At 64.0% G+C, this 23,203-nt stretch carries 20 protein-coding genes and 2 tRNA genes; 16 read left to right on the top strand and 6 right to left on the bottom strand.

Translation table 11 applies throughout. The features are described 5' to 3' along the window. Positions 1–116: 116 nt before the first annotated feature. The 11 genes from dnaA (at position 117) to AC1DCZ_RS07535 (ending at position 12,450) form a co-directional block, all read left to right on the top strand. Positions 117–1,538 (top strand): chromosomal replication initiator protein DnaA, encoded by a 1,422-nt coding sequence (gene dnaA / locus AC1DCZ_RS07585; RefSeq protein WP_476895884.1) that lies wholly within the window; start codon positions 117–119, stop codon positions 1,536–1,538. Between the two features lie 575 nt (positions 1,539–2,113). Continuing rightward, on the top strand, positions 2,114–3,238 hold the full coding sequence (gene dnaN, locus AC1DCZ_RS07580) for a DNA polymerase III subunit beta (protein ID WP_476895883.1): 1,125 nt from the start codon (positions 2,114–2,116) through the stop codon (positions 3,236–3,238). Between the two features lie 115 nt (positions 3,239–3,353). Beyond that, entirely contained in the window at positions 3,354–4,238 is an 885-nt protein-coding gene (gene gnd, locus AC1DCZ_RS07575; RefSeq protein ID WP_476974039.1) for a phosphogluconate dehydrogenase (NAD(+)-dependent, decarboxylating), read from the top strand. Between the two features lie 26 nt (positions 4,239–4,264). Continuing rightward, positions 4,265–5,479, top strand: coding sequence for a DNA replication/repair protein RecF (gene recF / locus AC1DCZ_RS07570; RefSeq protein ID WP_476974038.1), 1,215 nt, complete (start codon positions 4,265–4,267; stop codon positions 5,477–5,479). Beyond that, positions 5,476–6,039, top strand: coding sequence for a DciA family protein (locus tag AC1DCZ_RS07565; RefSeq protein ID WP_476895880.1), 564 nt, complete (start codon positions 5,476–5,478; stop codon positions 6,037–6,039). The genes recF and AC1DCZ_RS07565 overlap by 4 nt, the downstream gene beginning before the upstream one ends. Positions 6,040–6,452: 413 nt before the next feature. Continuing rightward, entirely contained in the window at positions 6,453–8,543 is a 2,091-nt protein-coding gene (gyrB, locus tag AC1DCZ_RS07560; RefSeq protein ID WP_476974037.1) for a DNA topoisomerase (ATP-hydrolyzing) subunit B, read from the top strand. A gap of 59 nt (positions 8,544–8,602) precedes the next feature. Further along, entirely contained in the window at positions 8,603–11,314 is a 2,712-nt protein-coding gene (gyrA, locus tag AC1DCZ_RS07555) for a DNA gyrase subunit A (RefSeq protein ID WP_476974036.1), read from the top strand. Then, positions 11,311–11,940, top strand: a complete 630-nt coding sequence (locus AC1DCZ_RS07550) for a DUF3566 domain-containing protein (RefSeq protein WP_476974035.1) — start codon at positions 11,311–11,313, stop codon at positions 11,938–11,940. Before gyrA ends, AC1DCZ_RS07550 begins: the two co-directional genes overlap by 4 nt. Before the next feature lie 99 nt (positions 11,941–12,039). Further along, positions 12,040–12,113 (top strand) — tRNA-Ile (locus AC1DCZ_RS07545). A 33-nt stretch (positions 12,114–12,146) separates the two neighbouring features. Then, the gene (locus tag AC1DCZ_RS07540; RefSeq protein WP_476974034.1) at positions 12,147–12,302 is read left to right on the top strand and encodes a DLW-39 family protein; all 156 of its coding nucleotides are present in this window, start codon (positions 12,147–12,149) and stop codon (positions 12,300–12,302) included. 72 nt (positions 12,303–12,374) lie between these two features. Further along, a tRNA-Ala gene (locus AC1DCZ_RS07535) sits at positions 12,375–12,450 on the top strand. Between the two features lie 80 nt (positions 12,451–12,530). Here AC1DCZ_RS07535 and AC1DCZ_RS07530 read toward each other — a convergent pair. Continuing rightward, positions 12,531–12,899 (bottom strand): cupin domain-containing protein, encoded by a 369-nt coding sequence (locus tag AC1DCZ_RS07530; protein ID WP_476974033.1) that lies wholly within the window; start codon positions 12,897–12,899, stop codon positions 12,531–12,533. 116 nt (positions 12,900–13,015) lie between these two features. On the opposite strand from AC1DCZ_RS07530, the gene AC1DCZ_RS07525 reads away from it, so the two are divergent. Then, a complete protein-coding gene (locus AC1DCZ_RS07525; RefSeq protein WP_476974032.1) occupies positions 13,016–13,930 on the top strand; it encodes a DMT family transporter in 915 nt (304 codons plus the stop codon). A 33-nt stretch (positions 13,931–13,963) separates the two neighbouring features. Here the strand turns inward: AC1DCZ_RS07525 and AC1DCZ_RS07520 are convergent, their stop codons facing one another. Both AC1DCZ_RS07520 and AC1DCZ_RS07515 read right to left on the bottom strand, forming a co-directional pair. Next, positions 13,964–14,839: a glycosyltransferase family 2 protein gene (locus AC1DCZ_RS07520; RefSeq protein WP_476974031.1), complete on the bottom strand. Its 876-nt coding sequence runs from the start codon at positions 14,837–14,839 to the stop codon at positions 13,964–13,966. A 186-nt stretch (positions 14,840–15,025) separates the two neighbouring features. Next, positions 15,026–16,018, bottom strand: coding sequence for a hypothetical protein (locus tag AC1DCZ_RS07515; RefSeq protein ID WP_476974030.1), 993 nt, complete (start codon positions 16,016–16,018; stop codon positions 15,026–15,028). A gap of 155 nt (positions 16,019–16,173) precedes the next feature. Here AC1DCZ_RS07515 and AC1DCZ_RS07510 point away from each other — a divergent pair, with 155 nt between their 5' ends. From AC1DCZ_RS07510 to AC1DCZ_RS07500, 3 genes are all read left to right on the top strand, one after another. After that, on the top strand, positions 16,174–16,719 hold the full coding sequence (locus AC1DCZ_RS07510) for a peptidylprolyl isomerase (protein WP_476895871.1): 546 nt from the start codon (positions 16,174–16,176) through the stop codon (positions 16,717–16,719). Positions 16,720–16,728: 9 nt separating this feature from the next. Then, on the top strand, positions 16,729–17,604 hold the full coding sequence (locus AC1DCZ_RS07505; protein ID WP_476974029.1) for a rhomboid family intramembrane serine protease: 876 nt from the start codon (positions 16,729–16,731) through the stop codon (positions 17,602–17,604). Positions 17,605–17,841: 237 nt separating this feature from the next. Next, on the top strand, positions 17,842–18,027 hold the full coding sequence (locus tag AC1DCZ_RS07500) for a hypothetical protein (protein ID WP_476974028.1): 186 nt from the start codon (positions 17,842–17,844) through the stop codon (positions 18,025–18,027). 1,216 nt (positions 18,028–19,243) lie between these two features. Here AC1DCZ_RS07500 and AC1DCZ_RS07495 read toward each other — a convergent pair. Beyond that, positions 19,244–19,849: a DNA-3-methyladenine glycosylase I gene (locus tag AC1DCZ_RS07495; RefSeq protein WP_476974027.1), complete on the bottom strand. Its 606-nt coding sequence runs from the start codon at positions 19,847–19,849 to the stop codon at positions 19,244–19,246. Between the two features lie 124 nt (positions 19,850–19,973). After that, positions 19,974–20,228 carry a cell division protein CrgA gene (locus AC1DCZ_RS07490; protein ID WP_476895867.1) on the bottom strand — a complete coding sequence of 85 codons (255 nt, stop codon included), beginning with the start codon at positions 20,226–20,228 and terminating at the stop codon, positions 19,974–19,976. A 320-nt stretch (positions 20,229–20,548) separates the two neighbouring features. Here AC1DCZ_RS07490 and AC1DCZ_RS07485 point away from each other — a divergent pair, with 320 nt between their 5' ends. Further along, the gene (locus AC1DCZ_RS07485; protein ID WP_476974026.1) at positions 20,549–21,190 is read left to right on the top strand and encodes an anthranilate synthase component II; all 642 of its coding nucleotides are present in this window, start codon (positions 20,549–20,551) and stop codon (positions 21,188–21,190) included. A 39-nt stretch (positions 21,191–21,229) separates the two neighbouring features. On the opposite strand, the gene pknB is transcribed toward AC1DCZ_RS07485, so the two are convergent. Further along, the gene (pknB, locus tag AC1DCZ_RS07480) at positions 21,230–23,200 is read right to left on the bottom strand and encodes a Stk1 family PASTA domain-containing Ser/Thr kinase (protein ID WP_476974025.1); all 1,971 of its coding nucleotides are present in this window, start codon (positions 23,198–23,200) and stop codon (positions 21,230–21,232) included. Positions 23,201–23,203: the final 3 nt, after the last annotated feature.

Raw genomic sequence — 23,203 nt, 5'->3', positions numbered from 1 at the left:
AGTAGCCCATTATCCACGGACTGTGCATAACCCTGTGGATTAAGCCGGGGCCAGCGCACTGGCCCGGACTCTGTGGCTGCACGTAATGCAAGCAAGCAAGTTTGAGGAACTGATTGATGACAGTAGACGAAGCCAACCAAGCCAACACTGTCGGAAGTTCCTGGCGGCGGGTCGTGAGCCTGCTGGAGAACGACCACCGTGTCTCACCCCGGCAGCGCGGCTTCGTCATCCTCGCCCAGGCACAGGGCCTCATCGGCTCCACCCTCCTGGTTGCCGTGCCGAACGAGCTCACCCGTGAAGTCCTGCAGACCCAGGTCAAAGAGGCCCTCGACGACGCCCTCCGGAATGTCTTCTCCGACGAAATCCGCTGTGCCATCGACGTGGACACCGACCTGGTGCCCCTGCACACGGAGCCGGAACCCGCCGTCGAATTGGCCCTGGCTGCCGACCCGACTGTCGAGCTGAAGCCGCAGCCGATGCTGCCGAGCACTTCACACGAGTTCGGCCGCCTCAACCCGAAGTACGTCTTCGACACTTTCGTGATCGGATCCTCCAACCGGTTCGCCCACGCGGCAGCTGTGGCCGTGGCCGAGGCACCGGCGAAGGCCTACAACCCGCTGTTCATCTACGGTGATTCAGGGCTGGGAAAAACACACCTGCTGCACGCGATCGGACATTATGCCCGCAGGCTCTACAGCGGAATCCGGGTCCGGTACGTCAACTCCGAGGAATTCACCAACGACTTCATCAACTCCATCCGCGACGATGAAGGCACGAGCTTCAAGACCACGTACCGCAACGTCGACGTCCTGCTGATCGATGACATCCAGTTCCTCGCCGGCAAGGACCGGACGCTGGAGGAGTTCTTCCACACGTTCAACGCCCTGCATAACAACAACAAACAGGTTGTCATCACCTCCGACCAGCCGCCCAAGCTGCTCGCAGGATTCGAGGACCGCATGAAGTCCCGCTTCGAGTGGGGCCTGCTGACCGATATCCAGCCACCCGAGCTTGAGACCCGGATCGCGATCCTCCGGAAGAAGGCCCTCAGCGAAGGCCTCTCCGCACCGGACGATGCCCTGGAGTACATCGCGTCCAAGATCTCAAGCAACATCCGCGAACTTGAGGGTGCCCTCATCCGCGTCACCGCGTTCGCCAGCCTGAACCGCCAACCGGTGGACGTGGCACTGGCCGAAATGGTGCTCAAGGACCTCATCACCGACGACGGGGCCCAGGAAATCACGTCCGGGCAGATCCTGACCCAGACCGCCGACTACTTCAAGCTCAGCATGGAAGAGCTCTGCAGCAAGTCCCGCACAAGGACGCTCGTCACCGCACGGCAGATCGCGATGTACCTGTGCCGCGAACTCACGGACATGTCCCTGCCGAAGATCGGGCAGGAGCTGGGCGGCCGCGACCACACCACCGTCATCCACGCCGACCGCAAGATCCGCGAACTGATGGCCGAACGACGGGTCATCTACAACCAGGTGACCGAGCTGACCAACCGGATCAAGCAGCAGCAGCGCAATTCCTGAGCCGCTTCGCCGGGTACTCCCTACCTTATTAACAGGCGCCTGTGGACAACCCTGTGGATAGTTAAGGGGACAACCGCGGTTAATGGGCTTAAAACCCTTAAGGCATCTGTGGATCGGCGCATCGGCCAAAAATGTTATCCCCATCCACAGCCTGTTTAAAACCTGCGCCGCCCACAGTCCATGAACAGGGCTTAACCCCGGAATCACACCGCGAAACAGAGTTATCCACAGTTTCCACAGCAGTTATTAACACTACTAATCCCAAGAAAATGAAATTCCCTCAAACAACAGTTTCCTGTCCGACCCCCGCACACCGCCCAGGCCCGTTCCGGACCGGCGGCGGGGACCTGGGCCTGAACAACACAGATGTAACCCGGGGATGGGAGAAACGCTCGGCTTGGGGCTAAGCTGTCTGCAGTGCGTCCGTCCCGGACAACTTTTGTGGTTCCCAGCAGGGCCGCGAAGCCCGGGAAGACAGCACTTCCCCTGTGACGGAGCTCGGCAACGCTACCCAGGTCCGCAGGAGTTCAGCGATTTTTGGCAATGACAGCAGCAATGAAAGGCGGCACCCTTCCGTGAAGTTCAGAGTCGAACGGGACGTCCTGGCAGAAGCCGTGACTTGGACCGCCCGGTCGTTGTCTCCGCGGCCGCCAGTTCCCGTACTCTCAGGTCTGCTCCTCAAGGCCGAAGCCGGTACCGTGAGCCTCTCGAGCTTCGACTACGAGACCTCGGCACGCCTCGAAATCGCCGCGGACATCACCACCGAAGGCACCATCCTGGTTTCCGGCCGGCTGCTCGCTGACATCTGCCGCAGCCTGCCATCCGCCCCTGTCGAGGTCGAGACCGATGGCAACAAGGTCACGCTGACCTGCCGTAGGAGCAGCTTCCACCTGGCCACCATGCCGGAAGCCGAATACCCGCCCTTGCCGGCTCTTCCACCGATCAGCGGCACCGTCGCGGGCGATTCCTTTGCCCAGGCCGTGTCCCAGGTGATCATCGCGGCCAGCAAGGACGACACGCTGCCGATCCTTACCGGCGTCCGGATGGAGATCGAGGACGATCTCATCACTCTCCTGGCTACGGACCGTTACCGGCTGGCCATGCGTGAGCTCCCGTGGAAACCGGTCACCCCCGGCATTTCCACGAGCGCCCTCGTCAAGGCGAAAACCCTCAATGAAGTAGCGAAGACGCTCGGCAGCAGCGGCGACATCAACCTCGCCCTCGCCGACGACGACAGCAGGCTCATCGGGTTTGAGAGCGGCGGCCGCACTACGACCTCGCTCCTGGTGGATGGGGACTACCCCAAGATCCGCTCGCTCTTCCCGGATTCGACCCCCATCCACGCCACCGTGCAGACCCAGGAGCTGGTCGAAGCGGTGCGCCGTGTCTCGCTCGTTGCCGAACGCAACACTCCCGTCCGCCTCGCCTTCACGCAGGGGCAACTGCACCTGGATGCAGGCACCGGCGAGGACGCGCAGGCCTCGGAGGAACTGGAAGCCCAGCTCACCGGTGATGACATCACGGTCGCCTTCAACCCGCATTACCTTGTCGAAGGTCTCGGCGTCATCGAAACCAAGTTTGTGCGGTTCTCGTTCACAACGGCGCCCAAGCCGGCCATGATCACCGCCCAGCACGATGCCGACGGCGAAGACCAGGGCGATTACCGCTACCTGGTCATGCCGGTCCGTCTGCCCAACTAGTCCTCAGCCGGCGTCGTCCTGATCGGTCAGGACGAGAGCACCCCCGCCCGGTCAGCAGACGACTGCTCCCGAAGATTCCACCCACACCCGCCCAGCGCAGAAAAGAGTTTCTACCGTGCACATCGGACTGATCGGCCTCGGAAAAATGGGCTTCAACATGCGCGAACGCATGCGAAAGGGCGGAATCGAGGTCACGGGCTTCGACCGCAACCCCGACGTCACCGATGTTGCAAGCGTGGATGACCTCATCGCGGCCGTTCCGGCGCCGCGGATCATCTGGGTCATGGTTCCATCCGGGGACATCACCAATGCCGTCATCACCGAACTCGGCAACAAGCTTGACGCCGGCGACCTCGTGATCGACGGCGGCAACTCGCGGTTCACCGAGGACCAGAAGCACGGCGCGGCCTTGGCCGAAAAGGGAATCCGCTTTGCCGACTGCGGCGTGTCCGGCGGCGTCTGGGGTCTGGAGAACGGCTACGGCCTGATGGCAGGCGGTGATGCTGCGGACATCGAACGCGCCCTTCCGGTCTTCGACGCGCTGCGTCCGGAAGGCGACCGCGCGGACAGCTTCGTCCACGTGGGCGGAGTCGGCGCGGGTCACTACGCCAAGATGGTCCACAACGGGATTGAATACGGGCTGATGCAGGCCTACGCGGAAGGCTATGAACTCCTGGCGGCGAAGGACATCGTCACCGATCTTCCGGGGACATTCCGGGCGTGGCAGAAAGGCACTGTCGTCCGCTCCTGGCTGCTGGACCTCATGGTCAAGGCTCTCGACGAAGACCCAGGGCTGGAGTCCATCGACGATTACGTCGAGGACTCCGGCGAAGGCCGGTGGACCGTCGAGGAAGCCATCGCCAATGCCGTGCCCGCACCGGCCATCACCGCCGCACTGTTTGCGCGGTTCTCTTCCCGGGAGGACAACTCGCCGGCGATGAAGATGGTTTCCGCCCTGCGCCACCAGTTCGGCGGCCATGCGACCCGGCCGGCCAAATAGTCCTGCCCTGAATTCCTGAACCCGGCGTGTACCTAGAACAACTTTCGCTGACCGATTTCCGCAGTTACGCCCAGGTGGATCTGAGCCTGGAGCCCGGAATCACGGTCCTGGTGGGATCCAACGGCATCGGCAAGACCAACTTGATGGAGGCCATCGGGTACCTGGCGACGCTCAGCTCGCACCGGGTCAGCACGGATGCACCGCTACTGCGCTTCGGTACGGACCGGGCCATGATCCGCGCCAAGCTGGTCCGCGGCGAGCAGTCCACCGTGCTCGAACTGGAAATCAACGCCCGCCGGGCCAACCGGGCGCGGATCAACCGCAGCAATCCGGTCCGGGCCCGCGACATCCTTGGAATCTGCCAGACCGTGCTCTTCGCGCCGGAGGATCTGGCGCTGGTCAAAGGCGACCCATCCAACCGCCGTCGTTTCCTCGACGAACTTTTGGTCAGCCTCATTCCGCGGCACGCCGCCACCCGGAGCGACTATGACCGTGTCCTGAAACAACGCAATGCGCTGCTCAAGTCGGCCCGGGCCGGAAAATTCACCACCGGGCATGAGGCCACACTGGATGTCTGGGACCAACACATGGCCCGGGCCGGCGCGGAACTGCTCTACGCGCGGCTGGAACTCCTTGAACTGCTGCGCCCCCACCTGAAAAGCGCCTATGCGCAACTGACCGACGGGTCCAAAGAAGCCGGCGCCATCTACCGTTCGACGTTGCAGGACGTGATGGACGACGACGGCGCCGCACCACAGCCCGCGTTTGCTGCGGACGACGGGGTTGCGGCAGTGCCGGCGGAGGATCTTCGGCTGCTAACCGTCGACGAGCTCACGGAGCGGTACATCCAGGCGTTTGCCGCGTCGCGGCGCAAGGAACTGGAGCGGGGGATTTCCCTGGTGGGGCCGCACCGTGACGAACTCGAGCTGGTGCTGGGAACGGCACCGGCGAAAGGCTACGCCTCGCACGGCGAAACCTGGTCCATGTGCCTGTCGCTGCGCCTGGCCTCGTACTACGTCATGCTGGACGACGCGCGGACCGGCGGCTCCGCCCCGATCCTGATCCTGGATGATGTTTTTGCCGAGCTGGATGTCCAGCGGCGGCGTAAACTTGCGGCAATAGTATCCGGTGCCGAACAGGTGCTGGTGACCGCCGCCGTCGAGGATGATATCCCCGCGGAACTTGCCGGACGGCGCGTGAAGGTCATCCCGGGAGGAATCGAAGAGCGGGAAAATCGATGAATAAGGATACCGACGGCGGCCTGCAGCCGGGCCGCGACCCCGATGATATCGATGCTGCCCAGGCTGCACTGAACAGGATGCGCGATGCGGCAGCCGCCCGCGGGGAAATCCGGCGGAAGGCACCTCCCCGGCCGGGTGCCGCCGCCCAGAAACCGGGCCGAGGCGTCACCGGCACGCGCGGATTCCGGCAGTTTCATTCCACGGGGCGGGACCCACTGGGGCTGGGCAAGGTGGTGGGGAGGCTCGTCGCGGAACGCGGCTGGAGCTCGCCCGTGGCCGTCGGTTCCGTGATGGCACAGTGGGCCACCCTGGTGGGCCCGGAAATTTCCGCGCACTGCACCCCCGAGAGCTTCGAGAACACCACTCTCCACGTCCGCTGTGATTCCACAGCCTGGGCCACGCAGTTGCGTCTGCTCAGCATCAGCCTCCTGGAGAAGTTCCGCACGGAGCTCGGCGACGGCGTCGTCACCAGCATCCAGGTGCTCGGACCGGCGGCGCCGAGCTGGCGCAAGGGCCTCCGAACTGTCAACGGCCGCGGTCCCAGGGACACCTACGGCTAGATCCCGAAAGGCCTCGAGGCTGCCGGATCTGAAGCACTCCTTGCAAAACTCTTGATAAATCCGCAAACGCCGTGTAGGGCGCTTCAACGCCCCCGAGCCGTATAGGCACCCTAGGGCGGGACCCCTAAAGCCTTGCAGGGGGAGCCAAAGGCCTCTCAGCGGCACTTTCCCGGCCGTTTAGGGCCCCAGAATGCGGGGTTATGCCCTACAGCACGGTAGAATCGTGGTAGATAACTGGGCGCCGGTGAAACGTTGACTGAGTCCGTTTCCGACGCAAAACCAGCGTGCGGTAGACGGCTCCTCGAGTCAGCGGACCAGCCGGTGACTTCAGTGACGTGCCTGTTGGCTTGAGCCCTTCCCTGGGAAGGGGCATCGGCCGGCCTTCAACGAACATAGAGGAGTCGAAAGCGCCTGTGGCTAACGACAATGCAGATATTCCGGCAGTGGAACCAGTAACGGGGGATGCCCTCACGTCTGACGCGCCGCCGGAGGCCGATACGCGACATGGCTACGGCGCCAGCGACATCACCGTGCTTGAGGGGTTGGAAGCTGTCCGGAAACGGCCGGGGATGTACATAGGTTCCACCGGACCCCGCGGCCTGCACCACCTGGTCTATGAGGTGGTGGACAACTCGGTCGATGAGGCGCTGGCCGGCTACTGCACCCACATCGAGATCGTTTTGCAGGCTGACGGCGGCGTCAAGGTGGTCGACAACGGCCGCGGCATCCCCGTCGATATGCACCCGACGGAGCACAAGCCCACCGTGGAGGTCGTCATGACCATCCTGCACGCGGGCGGAAAGTTCGGCGGCGGCGGATACGCCGTTTCCGGCGGCCTGCACGGCGTCGGCATTTCGGTGGTCAACGCGCTCTCCAGCCGGGTCGACACCGAAGTCCGCCGGCAAGGCCACGTCTGGCGGATGTCCTTCGCCGACGGCGGCAAGCCGCAGGGCGGCCTCGTCAAGGGCGGGGAAACCTCCGATACCGGCACCACGCAGACGTTCTACCCCGATGCCAGCATCTTTGAATCCACCGAATTCGACTTCGAGACGCTCCGCGCCCGGTTCCAGCAGATGGCATTCCTGAACAAGGGACTGCGCATCACCTTGACCGATGAGCGCCGCGCCGCTGACGAACCGGCCGAAGACGGCGACCTGGATCTGGACACGGTCCCCACCGAGGGCGAAGTTCCCGCCGAATTCCACACGGTTGTCTACCAGTACGACGACGGTCTGCTGGACTACGTGAAGCACCTGAACTCCGGCAAGAAGGTCGACGTGGTCCACGAGGACGTCATCGCCTTCGAAACCGAGGACAAGGAACGGCACATCGCCCTTGAAATGGCGATGCAGTGGACCAACGCGTACTCCGAGAGCGTCCACACGTACGCGAACACCATCAACACCCACGAGGGCGGAACCCATGAAGAGGGTTTCCGTGCCGCGATGACCTCGCTCATCAACCGCTACGCGCGGGAGAAGAGCATCATCAAGGAAAAAGACGACAACCTCACCGGCGACGACATCCGCGAAGGCCTGACAGCCGTCATCTCCGTCAAGCTTGCCGAGCCGCAGTTTGAGGGCCAGACCAAGACGAAGCTCGGCAACTCCGAGGTCAAGGGCTTCGTGCAGCGCGTGGTCACCGACGGCCTCGGTGACTGGCTTGAACGCAACCCCGGCCCCGCCCGGGACGTGATCCGGAAGGCCATTTCGGCGGCCCAAGCCCGGATGGCCGCACGGAAGGCACGTGACAACGCCCGCCGCAAGAGCCCGCTGGAGTCCTTCGGCATGCCCGGTAAGCTCTCCGACTGCTCCTCCAAGGACCCGGCCAGGTGCGAGGTGTACCTCGTGGAGGGCGACTCCGCAGGTGGTTCGGCCAAGCGCGGCCGGAACCCGGAAACCCAGGCCATTCTGCCGCTGCGCGGCAAGATCCTGAACGTGGAGCGCGCCCGGCTTGACAAGGCTTTGGGGAACGCCGAGGTCCAGTCCATGATCACGGCCTTCGGTACGGGCATCGGCGAGGACTTCGACCTGAGCAAGCTGCGGTACCACAAGATCGTGCTCATGGCCGATGCCGACGTCGACGGCCAGCACATCACGACGCTGCTGATGACACTGCTGTTCCGCTACATGCGGCCGCTGATCGAGAACGGCTACGTGTACCTGGCCCAGCCACCGCTTTACAGGATCAAGTGGTCCAACGCCCCGCACGACTACGTCTACAGCGACCGCGAACGGGACGCCCTCCTCGTTTCCGGGCAGGCCGCCGGCCGCCGCATCCCCAAGGACAACGGCATCCAGCGGTACAAGGGCCTCGGCGAAATGGATTACACCGAACTGTGGGACACCACGATGGACCCGGACCATCGCACACTGCTCCAGGTCACCATGGATGATGCCTTGGCCGCGGACCAGACCTTCTCCACCCTCATGGGTGAGGACGTCGAATCCCGCCGGAACTTCATTCAGCAGAACGCCAAGGACGTTCGGTTCCTGGATATTTAGCGGCAACCGCCTCGATATATTCTAGAACCGATATATACCTGAAACGGAAAATATAGATTATGAGTGACGAAACACCCGAGGTTCCGGCCGCATCCACCGGTGCCGCCGAGCCCGTGCTCGAAGGCAACGTCCTGGTGGACCGTATCGAACAGGTGGACCTGCAGACGGAAATGCAGCGCTCCTACCTCGACTACGCCATGGCCGTCATAGTCGGCCGCGCCCTCCCGGATGTCCGGGACGGGCTCAAACCCGTCCACCGCCGGGTGCTCTACGCGATGTTCGATGGCGGCTACCGCCCCGACCGCTCCTTCAACAAGTGCGCGCGTGTTGTCGGCGAGGTCATGGGCCAGTACCACCCGCACGGCGACACGGCCATCTACGACGCACTGGTCAGGCTCATCCAGGACTGGACGATGCGCTACCCGCTGGCGCTCGGCCAGGGCAACTTCGGCTCCCCTGGCAACGACGGCGCGGCCGCACCCCGGTACACCGAAACCAAAATGGCCCCGCTGGCCATGGAGATGGTCCGGGACATCGACGAGGAAACCGTCGACTTCCAGGACAACTACGACGGCAAGAACCAGGAACCGACCATCCTGCCGGCACGGTTCCCGAACCTGCTGGTCAACGGCTCCTCCGGCATCGCCGTCGGCATGGCCACGAACATCCCGCCGCACAACCTCCGCGAAGTCGCCGACGGCGTGCAGTGGTACCTGGCCAACCCGACCGCCAGCCGCGAGGAACTGCTCGAAGAGCTGATCCTGCGCATCAAGGGCCCCGACTTCCCGACCGGCGCCACGATTCTGGGCCACAAGGGCATCGAGGACGCCTACCGCACGGGCCGCGGATCCATCACGATGCGCGCAGTCGTCAACGTCGAAGAACTCCAGGGCCGCACCTGCCTGGTGGTCACCGAACTGCCGTACCAGGCCAACCCGGACAACCTGGCGATCAAGATCGCCGAACTCGTCAAGGACGGAAAAATTTCCGGGATCGCCGACCTCCGCGACGAGACCTCCGGCCGCACCGGCCAGCGCCTGGTGATCGTCCTCAAGCGCGACGCCGTTGCCAAGGTGGTGCTGAATAACCTTTACAAGCACACCCAGCTCCAGGACAACTTCGCCGCCAACATGCTGGCGATTGTCGACGGCGTGCCCCGCACCCTGAGCCTGGATGCCTTCATCCGCCACTGGGTCACCCACCAGATGGACGTCATTGCACGGCGCACCCGCTACCGCCTGCGCAAGGCCGAGGAAGAGGCGCACATCCTGCGCGCTCTCCTCAAGGCGCTGGATGCGCTCGACGAAGTCATCGCCCTAATCCGCGCCTCGACCACCACTGAGGCCGCCCGCGACGGCCTGATGCAGCTGCTGGACATTGATGAGCTTCAAGCCCGGGCCATCCTCGACATGCAGCTGCGCCGGCTCGCGGCACTGGAACGCCAGAAAATCCAGGACCGCCACTCCGAGCTGGAGGCCCTGATCGCCGAGTACAACTCGATCCTGGCCTCAGAGGAGCGCCAGCGAGAGATCATCAGCACGGAACTGGCCGAAATCGTGGCCAAGCATGGAGATGACCGCCGCACGAAGATCCTTATGGGCTTTGATGGCGACATGTCGATGGAAGACCTCATCCCCGAAGAGGAGATGGTGGTCACCATTACGCGCGGCGGCTACGTCAAGCGCACCCGCAGCGACAACTACCGCTCCCAGCAGCGCGGCGGCAAGGGCATCAAGGGCGCCCAGCTACGCGGGGACGACGTCGTTGAGCACTTCTTCGTCACGACGACGCACCACTGGCTGCTCTTCTTCACCAACCTGGGACGCGTGTACCGGGCGAAGGCTTACGAACTCGCGGAAGCGGGACGTGATGCGAAGGGCCAGCACGTGGCGAACCTGCTGGCGTTCCAGCCGGACGAGCACATCGCCCAGGTGCTGGACTTGAGGGACTACCAGCACTCGCCGTACCTGGTCCTTGCCACCAAACGGGGCCTCGTCAAAAAGACCCGACTGGAGGACTACGACACCAACCGGTCTGCCGGCGTCATCGCGATCAACCTGCGGGAAGGCGACGAACTCGTCTCCGCGCAGCTGGTCTCCGAAACCGATGACCTCATGCTGGTGTCCCGCATGGGCCAGTCGATCCGCTTCACGGCAACGGATGAAGCCTTGCGCCCCATGGGCCGCGCCACGTCCGGGGTCACCGGCATGAAGTTCCGCGATGATGACGAACTGTTGGCGGCCGACGTCGTCAAGGACGGCTCGTTCGTCTTCATCGTCACCGAAGGCGGCTTTGCCAAACGGACCGCGGTGGAGGAATACCGGCTCCAAGGCCGGGGTGGCCTCGGCATCAAGGTCGGCAAGTACCAGGAGGAGCGCGGCCATCTCGTCGGCGCCCTGATCGTCCAGGAGGAAGACGAAGTCCTGGTGGTCATGGAAGGTGGCAAAGTGGTCCGCTCCTCGGTCACTGGTGTCCCGGCCAAGGGCCGCGACACCATGGGCGTCATCTTTGCCAAGCCGGACAAGAACGACCGCATCATCGCCGTCGCCCGCAACAGCGAACGCGGGCTGGAAGGCGACGAGCCGATCGAAGGTGAAGACGCAGGTGAGGCCGCAGAAAGTCGGGCAACCTTGCCGGATGACGTAACGTTGGCTGCAGATACCGGATCACACGAGGGGTCCGCAGAGACAGAATCAGTACCGGCCCCGGAGTCAGATGCATCATCGGGAAACGCCGAGCTGGACGAAGACAACACCGGAGGTAACGAGTGAGTAATTCCGACTCATATCCCAAGCCGAGCAGCGGCGTTCCCGGCGGCGTGCGGCAGCCCGCGTCCGCACCGCGGGTGAGCGCCCCGTCGCGTCCGCAGCAGCGCCCCGGCGCCGCCACGGGTTCAACACAGCGTCCGCCGGCACCCGGGCAGCGTCCTGTGCAGGGCCAGCGTCCCGCCGCCCCGGGCCAGCGCCCGGAAGGAGCGGGCCAGCGTCCCGGCCAGGGAACTGCAGGCCTGATTAAGCCCGCCCCGAAGGCAAAAGTCCGCCGCGCCCGGCTTCTGGTGAGCAAGGTGGACCCCTGGTCCGTATTGAAGATGGCATTCCTGCTGTCGGTCGCCCTGGGCATCGTGACCGTAGTGGCCGCAATCGTGCTCTGGACCGTCCTGGACCTGACCGGCATTTTCGACCAGGTGGACAGCCTGCTCGGGACTCTGGCGGGCTCGGAGGGCGGCGGTTTCGAGCTCAAGAAGGTCGCCTCCCTGGGGCAGGTGGCTTCGTTCGCCACGATCATCGCCGTGATCAACGTGGTGCTCCTGACGGCACTTTCCATGCTGTCGGCGGTGCTGTACAACATTGCAGCGACGCTGGTGGGTGGCATCGGCGTCACGCTCACGGACGACTAAGAAAACCCGTTTTTCCCCGGAATTCCGCGGAAGAATGCCTCGATTTGAGATCGGGCCGGGATGTGCTGTACAGTCATATCTCGGCCCGATGAGGCATCGGGGCGTATAGCTCAGGCGGTTAGAGCGCTTCGCTGATAACGAAGAGGTCCCAGGTTCAAGTCCTGGTACGCCCACGGAACCTGTAACAGGTTTCTTGAAGAGGTTTGGTGAAGGTTCGGAGTGTTCTGAACCGGAACGGGGTGCGCGTGAAGAAATTGCTGGTTGTTGCAGCTACGATCGCAAGCGTCCTCCTCTATAAGAAAGTACAGGAATCCGTTGCCCGGAAAACAGTCTGGAGCGAGTCGACCGATACGGTTGATTAGCCCGGATTCCCGGTTCCGACGCTGGAAATCAGCTCGCTGGAACTAGGGTATGATTGACGGGTTGCTTCCTATGGGGGCATGGCGCAATTGGTAGCGCACCTGCTTTGCAAGCAGGGGGTTCGGGGTTCGAGTCCCCGTGCCTCCACCATAGGAAAGGCCCCGGACAGCGGAAACGCGGTCCGGGGCCTTTTGCTTTGTCGAAAAGCGGGGCAGCCGAGGGGTGCCGCCTCATTCCTTGGGTTTGGCGTAGTCTGCCATCCCTTGCCAGTCGATAAACACGTAGGGTTCGTCTCCAATCACCCAGGCGTCGTGACCAGGCGGAATGACGCCGAAGTCCCCGGGACCGTACTCAATCTCCTCGCCGTCGTCCATGACGACCTTGAGGCGGCCCGAGACTGTGTAGCCCACGTGGGCAGCCATGCAGCTGTCCGTCTGGACAATCGGTTTGACGTGCTGGGACCACTTCCAACCCGGCAGGAACGTCGCACGTCCCACGGCGCCGGCGTCAAGATTGACGAGCTGCAGCTGGCCGGTCGAGTCCTTGAAAGGGCGCGTTTCCTCTGGACTATCGAAACTCTTGCGGATCATTGAAGCCATGATGGCCTCCTTCTTCTCTGATGGCGAGACCGCGATTAAAGACTTGCACCACGGTGTGTCGGGGTCAAGGACCGGTGGAAGCACTCGCCCTGCCCCGGCCCCACTACTGTTGGAGCGTGAACTTCTTCCTTGCCGCCCTTGGGGTGCTGGGCGTGGCTTCCTCGGGTCCACTCATCGCAGCCACGCTCGGTGCCACGTCTGTCAGTGCCCTCGCCATCGCTTTCTGGCGCAACGCCATCGGAGCCGCCGTCATGGCCGGCCCCGTCCTGGTCCGGCAGCCCCGTCAGTTCGGCAGGATCACCGCACGCGAGTTCCGCTGGTCCTTGGCTGCCGCGGTCGCCCTGGCGCTTCACTTCGCTTGCTTCATCACCTCGCTGCAGCTGACGTCGGTCGCGGCCGCGACGGCCCTTGTCTGCCTGCAGTCCGGTTGGATCGCGATCTTCCAGCTGTTCCGCGGGGTCAGGCACCGCTGGGGGGTCCTGGCCGGACTCGGCATCGCCTTTGGCGGCGTCGTGGCGATCACCGGCTTCGACATGGGCACCTCTCCGGGAGCGCTCCTGGGCGACCTCCTGGCAGTGGCTGGCGGTGCCCTGGCCGGTATTTATACGCTTGCCGGAGGCAAGGCGCGCCAGACGATGGGGACAGGCGTCTACACGACACTGTGCTACGGCATGTGTGCTGCCGTCGTCGCGGTCTTGGCGCTGTTCTCGCAGCAACCCCTCGCAGGCTTCGAAACCGCAGGCTGGCTCGGCATCCTGGCCATTACCGTCTGCGCCCAGCTGGTGGGGCATACAGCCTTCAACCATCTGCTGGCGACGATGAGTCCGCTGCTTGTGTCCATGATCATCCTGCTCGAGATCCCAGGCGCAGCATTGCTGGCCGCGGCGTTCCTGGCCGAAAAGCTGCCCGCCGGGACCTACGGGGGCCTGTCAATGATCCTGGTGGGGCTCGCCGTCGTCGTCCTGGGCCAGCGGAGCTCTCGATCCGTCCGGCGGAACGCCGCCCGGCTGGCGGAACTGGGCACCGACTAGAACGCGCCCAAACGCGTCCTCGGCGGGAGGCGGCTACTGGCCCCCGCGGCGGGCGGGCTGGGCGGTGTTGACGGTGTGGATGGCGCGCAGCAGCTTCGCCGGGAAGTACACCGAGAAGAAGACCACCATGGGCGCCTTCAGCGCCATCTTTTTGACGTTGTGCGCCTTGTACGTGCGGTCGAACCGGGTCACGTAGTAGCGGTAGTCCCGCGGCGAGTCTTCGAGCCGCCGGGCGGACATGCCCGAGACCATCTGGGGCCAGTACTGGATACGGAGTTCGTGGTCGGCCAGGTGCAGGGAGAGGTCGATGTCTTCGTGCATCTCGTCCCTCTCATCCCGGCAGGTCTCCGCCCGGATGATCTCCCACGCGGAGCGCCGCAGCGCCATATTGGAACCGAAGAGAAAGTGGTACTGGTGCTTGGCAAGCTTGAGCATCAGCTGACGCATCTTGTCATCGGCTTTGAGCCCGAACCGGCGCATGGGCATGTCGTAATAAACAACCGGGCCGGTGGCCGCGTGCACGGCGTCGTCTGCGAACGCTTTCTGGACCTGTTCAACCCAGTCCGGCTCCAGCACGGAGTCGGCATCGATCCGGCCCAGGACGTCGCCCGTGGCGTGGTTCAATCCAAAGTTCCGGGTGGGAATGAGCCCCTGGTCCCCGTCCTGGCTGAGCAGGATGATCGGGCTCTCCGGGTACTCCAGCTGCATCTGCTGCACGATGCCGGCGGTGCGGTCGGTAGACAGGTTGTCCACCACGATGATTTCGTGGGCCGGGACGGACTGGTAGACGGCAGCGATCAGACACTGCCGGATGACGCTTTCCTCGTTGTACGCCGGAATGACAATAGATACAGCCGGCGGCAACGCAGCGACGTGCAGGGCATCCTCGGGGTATCTATCGGGTGACATCACGACAAATTTAGCATCTACCGGTCGTTCCCCCGGTTGCCGGGCACAGTCCGGCCCTGGACACGGCGGGGAAGAAGCACCCGGGGAAGTGAATACGCCAGGCGAAACGAAGGAAGGGACCCCGCCCTTGGCGGAATCCCTCCCTTCACCGGCTAACTGACGCAGCCGGGACCCATCCGTCTGTAACTACTCGCCGGCCTTGTCCTGGCCCGTCTTGTCGCCGTTGTTGTTCATGCTCGCGGCAATGTTGCGAACGGCAGTTTTCGCGTCTATGGCTGCCTTGGCGGAATCCTCGGCGGCGTCCTCGGCAAGGTTCTTGGTTGCATCGGCAGTGTTCCCTGCTGCATCCGAGACGGAGCTGGCAGCATCTGCGGAAGCGCCGGCTGCGGTGTCCGCGGCGGCGACTGCCGCCGAACCGGCCTTGTCGGCAGCGTCGCTGATGGAATCCTTGGCTTCATTGACGGTGGAGGCCGGCACGGGGGCAGGGGTTACCGGCGTCGGCGTCTTCCAGGGATCCTCAACCGGCTTGGAGGCCTTCCAAGCCGCAACACCGGCGGCGAACGCTGCGGCGATGACACCGAAGATCAGCAAACCGCGGTGCTTGGGCTTCTGCGTCCTGGACAGCTCACCGCTGACGGCCTTCCCGGCCTCGTTGGCTGCAGCCTTGAAATGGTGGCCCGCGCTCTGCGCCTGCTCCTGGATATTGTGCACAACACCAGAGTCAACGAGCTTTTGGGCTACGGCGTCCACATGGGCCGGAGCGCTTTCCAGCGTCCGGTGCACTGCCTCGGATGCCTGGCCGATCTGGTCCGAAAGCCGCGGGAGGTACTCGACGACGACCCTGTCACGCGCCTGGGCGATCACCGGAGTCGCTTTGTCCAGGGCCTCGTGGAGGCGGGGTGTGGCGCCTTCGACGGCGTCATGGATCTTCGGCGCCAGCTGGGCCAGGCCGTCCTGGAGCCGCGGGGTAACGGTGGCGACGCCGTCGGCCAGGTTGTGGGCTGCCGACTTGAGCCCCTCCTGGATCTTGGGAGATGCGCTGTCCAGACCCTGCTGCAGGCGCGGAACGGCCCAGTTCACTGCTGCTTCAACCCGCGGGGCTGCCCAGTCCTTGGCGTTCTCTACCCCGGTGCTGACTGACTGCTCCAGCTCACGGGCAATACGATCCGTTTTCTTCACAACTACCTCCCGATTAATGTGACGATTCTGCTGTTAGCCTACGTGTCCAGAACCGCACCGGCTATTCTTCAGGCCGATTTCCGGCGGATTTCACCCAGCGCGGAACTGACTGCGCGGCCCTGTACGCAGCGGCCCGCCGTGGAAGAATAGGCCCTATGACTGCCATCGCAACCGCAAAAGCAACCATCCACACAAGCCTCGGCGACATCGCCGTCAACCTCTTCGGCAACCACGCGCCCAAGACCGTCAAGAATTTCGTCGGCCTGGCCACTGGCGAGCAGGCCTGGACCCACCCCGAAACCGGTGAGGACAAGACCGGGACGCCGCTGTACGACGGCACCATCTTCCACCGGATCATCAAAGACTTCATGATCCAGGCCGGCGACCCGCTGGGCCGCGGCGTTGGCGGACCGGGCTACAAGTTCGACGACGAAATCCACCCGGAGCTGACCTTCAACGAGCCCTACAAGCTGGCGATGGCTAACGCCGGTATCCAGATGGGCCGCGGCACGAACGGCTCCCAGTTCTTCATCACCACCATCCCTACCGGCTGGCTGCAGGGCAAGCACAGCATCTTCGGCGAGGTGGCTGATGAGGAGTCCAAGAAGGTTGTCGACGCGATCGAGGGAGTCCGTACGGGAATGGGCGACCGTCCCGTCGAGGATGTCGTCATCAACAGCATTGACGTAGAACAGCTCTAGCCCGAGCGCATGAGCTACGGAATTCCGGCGGCCGAGCCGTCCGCGCAGATTCCGGTGTGCCCCCGGCACCCGGACCGTCCCGCCTATGTGCGCTGCCAGCGGTGCGGGCGCCCTGCGTGCCCCGACTGCCAGCGGGCGGCCGCCGTCGGATTCCAATGTGTTGACTGTGTCAACGAAACCCGGAACGCGGCCCCGCAGGCCCGGACGGTCTACGGCGGCGCCGTGGCCACCGGCAAGCCGCTGGCCACGCTTCTGCTCATCGGGCTATGCGCCGTTGTCTACGTGCTGCAGTGGCTGATACCGGGGCAAGCAGTTGAGGAAAACCTCGCCTTCGCGTCCGTGTACGCCGCTCCCCAGTTCGGGTCATTCGAACCCTGGCGGATGTTGACCTCTGCATTCGTCCATTCGCAGGGCTTCATCCTCCACATTGTTCTCAACATGTACATGCTGTGGATCTTCGGCCAGGCCCTCGAACCCGCACTGGGTCGCATCCGCTTCCTCTCCGTGTACATCCTGTCCGCAATTGGCGGCTCCGTGGGCTTCCTCTTGCTGACGCCGGTCCTCCCGCCGACCGGCGTGGAAGGCGCCTCCGGCGCCATCTTTGGCCTTTTTGGGGCCATGCTCGTGATCCAAAGCCGTCGCGGCGGGGACACGAGGCAATTGTGGCTGTTGATTGTCATCAACGGCGCCATCGGTTTCCTCGTCCCCCAGATTGCCTGGCAGGCCCACCTCGGCGGACTGGTCACAGGAGCCCTTTGCGCCGCGGTCATTGCCTACTCCCCGCGAGGCCGCAGTCAAGGGTTGCTGCAGGCGGCCGGCTTGGTGCTGGTACTCGCCCTTCTGGTCGCCGTCTCAGTTTTCCGAATCGCCGGCGTCAGCGCCTAGGACGCGGCTGTTCCGCTGGACCCCGTTCCCGCCCCTTTGGCTGACAGCCGATCCCTCCCCCTTGTGCAAGGGCGTACGTCATGCAAGAGTGCACGAATGGTGGCGGCGGTTGCACCGAAATCCCGTCCGGAGGCTCAGGCACACGTAATGCGAACCTCGTCATCCTCCCAAATGAATTAATCCGATGCTGAGGTCGCGCGCACACTCAGCACAATTCAAGTTCGTGCGTCTCGCCAAATGACCGCCACCGAGTTTCAGATTCGCGTGGCCGAGGTCCTCAACCTTTTTGACATCGAAGCAGTGGGCGACGAAACGGGCGTGTATTACGGGGACGAGGGCGTTGAGCTGGAAGATCAGCCTCTACTCGCGGCCATTCGCGTACTCATTGGAAGGCGATTCGGCATCCCGGAGGCTCTACAGTAGCCCGACAGCAGGGGTCCTGGCGGTCGATGATGCCGAACCAGACTTCGGCGAGCTCCCGGTCGGGCTGGCGCAGGAAGGACAGGAACTCGTCCCGGCGGTGCCGCGGCGGCGTAGCCGTCGGTGCACCGCTCGATCTGGGGCGGCTGCGTGGCAGCATCGAGGCGGTGCAGTCCAGGGCCTGGATCTGGGACTTCTCGTCCACGCGGCCTTTCTCGTCGTATGGAGGCGCTTGTCCGAAGCACCAGCGAAGGAGAATGATGCCCGGGCCTGGGTTTTCAGGATCACGCGCAACCTCATGCTGAACACCCCACGCAGCGCCCGCGTCCCCGCACGCCGCGTCCTGTTCCGGTGCACGCGTCCAATATCCCGTCGGCAGCCCTGAGATGCTGGTTTTCCACAGGGGTTATCCACACTGTTGGTAACTTACATAGCTGTAGTTCACGGTGCCTATCCCGATCTGACGGCCACTGCTGGCGATTTCTGGGGAAGTGCCGCGCGCGGGGGCGGAGATCTCCACATCTGTGGATAACTTCTGTGGGTTGCCCTGTGGTTAAGTGGACAACTTCGGCCGCGGCCCCGGTCCGCCCCCGGGTTACGGTGACAAGCCGCGCAGCTCCCTGCATGCTGCCCGCAGCAACCGGTAGCAAGCCGTCACGGCACCCCCAGGAGGCCACAGCCAAACGTCCTGGGTCGTGGTGCCGATGCCGACCCAAGTAAGAGCTTTATGTCTGATTTCAAGAAGATTTCAACAGGGTTATTCACATTGTTAATAACTTGATGCTCTGAGCATTTCCGGCCGAAACTCCGGCTTCACGCGCCCAAAGCCGTTTAATCTCATGCGACGTATCCAGTTATCCCCATCTGTGGATAACTTGTGGGTACTGCGATGTTGTTAAGTGGATAACTTTTCGGCGGGACCGTCGCGGACGCAATGGTGTGCGCAGTCGTGGGCACAGTGCTGCGTGGCGGGATCCTGCCAATGTTTACGGCGACGTTAAAACTTATCCACAGCCAATCCACACTGTTAATAACCGACGGTCCCGTGACCAGGGCCGCCGTCAGAGGGCAAATCGCGCTCCGGGGCCGCAGGCCGGGCGGGATGGGATCCCCTGGACCCTATCTGTGGAAAGTTATCAACAATTGTGGATAACCCTTACCACAGTTGTGCACAAGTGTGGACAGCGATCCGGGCTTCCCTATCCCGACTGAGGCGGGGTCAGCGCGCCCAGACGCCCGAAGTGCCGCGCCGGTGGCTGTCCAGTAGATGGGTATCAACCATTCCGACTGCCTCCATGAGGGCGAACATCGTGGTGGGGCCGACAAATGCGAACCCCTTCTTCCGCAGCCCCTTGGAGAGGGCCACTGACTCTGCCGACGTTGTGGGGATCTCGTCCAGGGACACAGGCTCGGGGGTGGCCGCCGGCTGGAACCCCCAGACGAAGTCCACCAGGCCGCCGTCGTCCCTCAGGGCGAGGGTAGCCCGGGCGTTGGTGATGGCCGCGTGGATTTTGAGCCGGTTCCGCACAATGCCGGCATCCAGCATCAAGCGGTCAACATCGGCCTCGGTGAATGCCGCGACGGTTTCCGGATGGAAGTCGTGGAAGGCTGCCCGGAAGGCGGGGCGTTTGCGGAGAATGGTGGCCCAGGACAGCCCTGCCTGGAAGGCCTCGAGGCTGATTCGCTCGTACAGGCCCTGCTCGTCCCGGACCGGCAGTCCCCACTCGTTGTCGTAATAATCACGCAGCATCGGATCCACTGCCGCCCACGAAGGCCGCGTCAGACCGTCCTCGCCGATGATGGAGCCGTTCGTGCCGGGAGTCATGCTGGTCCTTCTCTGCTGTGGATCCGGCTGGATCGGCCGAAGCCTGCGCATCCTTCGAGGCGACCATCAACGTCAGTGGGCCGCAAGCGTTGTGACCGCATCCGGCCGGTCAGGAACGTTCTGGTCAGGAACGCCAGCGGGTGGTCATCAGAAAGCCGACAATGGCGATGCCGAATCCGGCCACGATGTTCCCCGATGCCCATTCCTGGACGGGGAAGGCTCCCTGGCTGATGTAAAACGTAATGATCCACAGCAGGCCAATGATCATCAGGCCGAACATGACCGGTTTGAACCACACGGGGTTGGGCTTGTAGGCCTGCGCCGCAGGGGTCTGCGGCGCCACACGTGCGGTCCTCTTACGCGGCTTTGACTCGGGCACTGGTCCTCCTTGGCGGGGTGGAACAAGAGCGGAGACCAGGCTTGATATCCTGCAGGAGGCAAAGTGCCGGCGGTCAACGCGTTCTTGGTCAAGTTTGAAAATCGTAATCGCAGCAATTCTAACTGTAGTTCCGGCCCCACGGGTGTCGCCGCGGGCATCCAGGAGGAGAACCCGCGTTGGAATTCGATGCCCGCGGGTGAGGATTGCTGCGGCGCTGGTGCTTGTTGCCGGCCTGCTGGTATTGATGGTTCAGATCCCTTTCCCTGAATGGCGCATTTCACCCAGTTCACTGATTCGACGATTGGTTCAGCAAGGCACCCATGAGCACAACCAAGATTCTGGTCGTAGACAACTACGACAGCTTTGTTTACACCCTGGTGGGCTACCTCCAGGAACTCGGCGCGGAGACCACCGTGGTCCGAAATGACGACGTCACCCTCGCGGAAGCCATCGAGATGGCCGAGGCGCGCGACGGCGTACTCATCTCACCGGGGCCGGGAAACCCCGCAGGGGCCGGAGTCTGCATTGAGCTGATCAAGTGGTGTGGCGGGCACGGCAAGCCCATGCTCGGGGTGTGCCTGGGTCACCAGGCGCTGGCGGAGGCTTACGGCGGTATAGTGACCCACGCCCCGGAACTCATGCATGGCAAGACATCCCTCGTCGAGCACCACGGGACCAGCGTGTTTGCCGGGCTGCCCTCGCCCATTACGGCGACCCGCTACCACTCGCTTGCCGCCGTCCGCGAAAGCATCCCGGACGTCCTGGAGATCACCGCAGAGACAAGCACCGGCGTCGTGATGGGCTTGCAGCACCGCACCGCCCCCTTGTGCGGCGTCCAGTTCCACCCGGAGTCGGTGCTGACCGAGGGCGGTTACCAGATGCTGGGCAACTGGCTGGAATCGTTGGGCATGGCGGGCGCCGCCGAGCGGGCCGCGGGACTAAGCCCGCTCATCCGGCACTGACGTTCTTCGGCGCAGGTTACGAGAACCAGCGCACGGGACCTAACCCAGGAGGCTCAAGCCCTCTGTCTTCGCCGTCGGTGTCGGTGTCGGCGTCGGGGTAGGCGCCGGTGCCGGGGGTGGGGGCGGAGCCTTCGCCACGGTCACGGCGATGGTCTTGCCCTGTTCGACCGTTGCGTCCGCGGCGTCGCTCTGTGCGGTCACCTTGCCCGGCACCACCTGGGAATTTTCGACTTCCGTGACGCTCATCGCCAGCCCCGCAGCCTTCAGGGCGGCCTCCGCCTCGGTCCGCGGCAGTCCGATCAGCTGGGGAACGGCCACCTTGCCGGTGGATACGACCAATTCAACCGTGCTGCCCGCGGCCACATTCTGCCCGGGCGCAGGATTCGTGGTGATGACGATGCCGGCCGGCACGGCAGGGCTGTTGCTCATGGTGGTTGTCGGAGCTCCGGTCAGGCCTTTCTGGCGCAGCACATCCCGGGCGGCCGCCTCGGTTCGGCCGGGCAGATCGGCAGGAATGGTGATGACGCTTGGACCCTCGGATATGTTGAGCGTGACGTCCGCATTGCGTTCCAGGGAGCTCCCCGCAGCAGGGACAGTGCCGATGGCGCTGCCCTTGGCAATGGCGTCATTCTGGAGCCTGTTGAGCTGCGGTTTGAGCCCGGCGTTGTAGAGCTTCTGAAGTGCCTCGGATTCGGTAAGCGAGGTCACCGTTGGAACCAGGATCCTGGCGACCGGCGGCGGCTGCTGGTTCATCAGGTTGTACAGCCACAGGCCGCCTCCGACGAGGACCAGCACGGTGAGGACCATAAGGGTCGCAATCCATGTTCGGCGCCGGGACTTCTGATAGGGGGTCTGTTCGCGCTCGGCGGGCAGGACCAGCGGAAGGCTGCCGGTGTCCGCCCGCCCATAGAGTTCGGTGTCGTGCGCCTTCAGTGGTTGGTCGTCTCCCGCTGTGTCACCGGCAGGCCGGAGACGGCCGCCCGGTACGTCGTCCAGGAACTTGGCCCCGGTCAGCGAGAAAGCAGCCGCGGGCGCTGCACCGTCGGGACGGGGAACGCTGTTGGTGGGGTCCGTGGGTGCCTCGCTCGACGCGGGCGGCGCCACTGCGACGCCGCTGCGCGCGGCCCGCAAGGCGCGCCGGAATGCTGCGGCGTCCTGGAAACGGTCGGCCCGGTTCTTCTGTAATGCCTTCATGAGCACACTGTCCAGCGCCTCGGAGACTTCGGGGTTCAGGCTGCTGGCCAGTTCGGGGATCTCGCGGACATGCTGGTAGGCCACGGACACCGGGCTGTCGCCGATGAACGGCGGGCGGCCGGCCAGCATCTCGTACAGCAGGCATCCGGCTGAATAGAGGTCGCTGCGGGCGTCCACGGTTTCGCCCCGGGCCTGTTCAGGCGAGAGGTACTGGGCAGTGCCCACGACTGCTTGTGTCTGCGTCATGGTCGCGGAGGAGTCCGCCATGGCGCGGGCAATCCCGAAGTCCATCACCTTGACGCTGTTGGACTCGGGGCAGAACATCACGTTGGCCGGCTTGATATCCCGGTGGACGATCCCGGCCTTGTGGCTGTAGTCGAGGGCCGAGAGCACGCCGAGGGTGAAGTCGACGGCCTGGTCGATCGTGACCTCCTTCGCCCTGATGAGGTCCCGGATGGTCTTGCCGGAAACGAACTCCATCACAATGTAGGGCACCCGGACAGTGTCGTCGTGGTCGCCGGGAACCGCATGGTCCCCGGTGTCGTAGACGGCCACGATCGAGGGGTGGTTCAGCGCTGCTACGGCCTGGGCCTCGCGCTTGAACCGGGCCTGGAACTGCGGATCCCGGGCCAGGTCCGGGCGCAGCAGTTTGACTGCCACGGTCCGTCCCAGCCGCGCGTCAACGCCGCGGAACACATCCGCCATTCCGCCGCGGCCAATCAGTTCACCCAGCTCATAACGCCCGCTGAGGACGCGCTGGGTGTTCACGGGGAGGCGGTCCTCCCGGTGCGATGGTGTGCGGGGCGTGTTGGACATGGC

This window comes from Arthrobacter sp. 10N418, from assembly GCF_056394725.1.
The sequence above is the reverse complement of the archived record's forward strand: the minus strand, read 5'-3'. Positions and strand labels throughout refer to the sequence as shown.

What these genes read in the sequence shown, in the direction of transcription:
- dnaA (WP_476895884.1), top strand. Translation starts at nt 117, where the DNA reads ATGACAGTAGACGAAGCCAACCAAGCCAACACTGTCGGAAGTTCCTGG.
- AC1DCZ_RS07495 (WP_476974027.1), bottom strand. Translation starts at nt 19,849, where the DNA reads ATGACTCCCGGCACGAACGGCTCCATCATCGGCGAGGACGGTCTGACG.
- AC1DCZ_RS07565 (WP_476895880.1), top strand. Translation starts at nt 5,476, where the DNA reads ATGAATAAGGATACCGACGGCGGCCTGCAGCCGGGCCGCGACCCCGAT.
- AC1DCZ_RS07505 (WP_476974029.1), top strand. Translation starts at nt 16,729, where the DNA reads ATGAGCTACGGAATTCCGGCGGCCGAGCCGTCCGCGCAGATTCCGGTG.
- pknB (WP_476974025.1), bottom strand. Translation starts at nt 23,200, where the DNA reads ATGTCCAACACGCCCCGCACACCATCGCACCGGGAGGACCGCCTCCCC.
- AC1DCZ_RS07500 (WP_476974028.1), top strand. Translation starts at nt 17,842, where the DNA reads ATGACCGCCACCGAGTTTCAGATTCGCGTGGCCGAGGTCCTCAACCTT.
- AC1DCZ_RS07485 (WP_476974026.1), top strand. Translation starts at nt 20,549, where the DNA reads ATGAGCACAACCAAGATTCTGGTCGTAGACAACTACGACAGCTTTGTT.
- AC1DCZ_RS07530 (WP_476974033.1), bottom strand. Translation starts at nt 12,899, where the DNA reads ATGGCTTCAATGATCCGCAAGAGTTTCGATAGTCCAGAGGAAACGCGC.
- AC1DCZ_RS07520 (WP_476974031.1), bottom strand. Translation starts at nt 14,839, where the DNA reads ATGTCACCCGATAGATACCCCGAGGATGCCCTGCACGTCGCTGCGTTG.
- AC1DCZ_RS07510 (WP_476895871.1), top strand. Translation starts at nt 16,174, where the DNA reads ATGACTGCCATCGCAACCGCAAAAGCAACCATCCACACAAGCCTCGGC.
- gyrA (WP_476974036.1), top strand. Translation starts at nt 8,603, where the DNA reads ATGAGTGACGAAACACCCGAGGTTCCGGCCGCATCCACCGGTGCCGCC.